Below are 1,779 nucleotides of genomic sequence, written 5' to 3' on the forward strand. Positions count from 1 at the left end.
TTTCTAGCTTCAATTTATATCTAAATCGGTTAAATTCCTTTTTTGCCTTTATACTCCATTCTTGATGCTTTTCTTCATTCATAATTACGTTAAGTTCTTCAGATAGAATTTTTTCCAGGAATTTAATCTCATTTTCACGATTGTAAAATATATTCAATAACCTGTATTTTAATAGTTCCTGTTCAATTGTTGTTTTCTTCGGAAAATCGCTAACTATAAGCTTGTTTAAGTGCATCAAACAGTATTGATGCACTAACTTATCCCCAAAAACTTCCTTTAAAATATCTGGGTATCTCTTATCAAAATCCGTAACAATAAACACAGGTTCTGATGTATCTAGATTTTTTCGTAGAAACGTTTTGATGGTTTCTGAACTTTTATCCTCAAAAAGTTCATCTGCTATTGTTCTTTGAGTTTTTGCATCCAGTAATGTTAAACGGTATTTCTGACAACGTCCCTCTTTTGGATGCTGTTCGTCATAGTGCACCATATGTACATTTTCTAAAATTGGAACATTTTCCTGTTCCATTTCTTTGTTGAATGTTCTAAAAATAGTGCTTCTTGATCTTGGAAATATGAAGCTCATTATATCAGAAATTCCATCATAAGAAACTTTATGGTATCTGAGCACCTGGAAAAAATTATTAAATGAATCAAAAAGTAAAGTTTTCAGACCTTCCCAAAAACTATGATCTTCTTCGTCTGTACTACCACAATTTTGGCATTTGTATCGACCAATGCTGATTTTTCCAAGACCTTTTTTGATGTATAGATTATAGCCGTTATGAACCATAGGAGCACTGCAAATAGGGCAGGCTGGAGGAATTTTTCTACGAAAAATTCCTCTTGTGGTATATTCGTAATCATTGCTATAACTATCAAAAAGGTATGAGAGAGCAGGGAGTTCCGATAAGTTATTAAGAGTAAGATTTATAATTACCATTGTTTTTGCCGTAACATCATTACATAATTAGAGAATTATAAATTTATGTAGTGATGTTACACTTACTTTCATCACTAGATTTTGGAACTGAGTCACATTTATGGATTTGATATACTTAAGACATTTCATAAAATGTAAGAAGTAATTCTAAAGTATTAAGGCACTGTTATTTTTTCTGCATTACTGACTGTTTAAAGCAGGTTTTAAGTTTTCAAAAACACTTAAAAAAAGAACTCCAGACAGTTCAGGTCTCAGTAAAAGGTTAAGGTAGAAATCCAGGACTTGCTAAAAAGTATGTTGCTTCAGTTTTGTCATTCCGTCTGTTTTACCCTGACAAGAATGCACTGATTTTGAATCCTAATGACTTAAAGCTCTGCTCCAATGATCGTCTTGGTAGCTGTTACATTTTCGCTTTCCCTGATCCTATCTACCACGTCGTTCAGGATAGTAAGGTCTTCAACGTCTATTATTATTACAAAGTCATACTCCCCAAAAACATGGTAAACATCCTTAATCCCCTCGATATTTTTCAATTCTCTGTATGCTGCCTTTTCATAACCTGGCAGCACATTTATCATGGTTATACCGTAAATGGCAACACACCCCATATATTTTTATTAAATACGGATAATATGAAGAATATACTTAACCAGAAGTAATCGTTCTTGACATTGATTAACAAAATTGGCTTTTAGGCATCGAAGCTTCGGTAATACAAGAAGAAATTATGCGCATGTTATAAATGTTTATTGTGCGCTTCTATATAAAAATATAAGTAAACTTCATTTGTATTCGGTTAAGGATTTTGAGCTGCTGATCTCGATTTCGACGGAAAA

Annotated in this window: 2 protein-coding genes; both read right to left on the reverse strand. The window is 32.6% G+C overall.

The features are described from left to right. Positions 1–943: ISNCY family transposase (locus ASJ81_RS12090; protein ID WP_095642727.1), on the reverse strand; the 943-nt coding region annotated here is incomplete at its 3' end. A gap of 365 nt (positions 944–1,308) precedes the next feature. Then, the gene (locus ASJ81_RS12095) at positions 1,309–1,521 is read right to left on the reverse strand and encodes an Lrp/AsnC ligand binding domain-containing protein (protein ID WP_095644658.1); all 213 of its coding nucleotides are present in this window, start codon (positions 1,519–1,521) and stop codon (positions 1,309–1,311) included. Positions 1,522–1,779: the final 258 nt, after the last annotated feature.

Origin of the sequence: Methanosarcina spelaei (assembly GCF_002287235.1) — an archaeon.
GTDB lineage: Archaea > Halobacteriota > Methanosarcinia > Methanosarcinales > Methanosarcinaceae > Methanosarcina > Methanosarcina spelaei.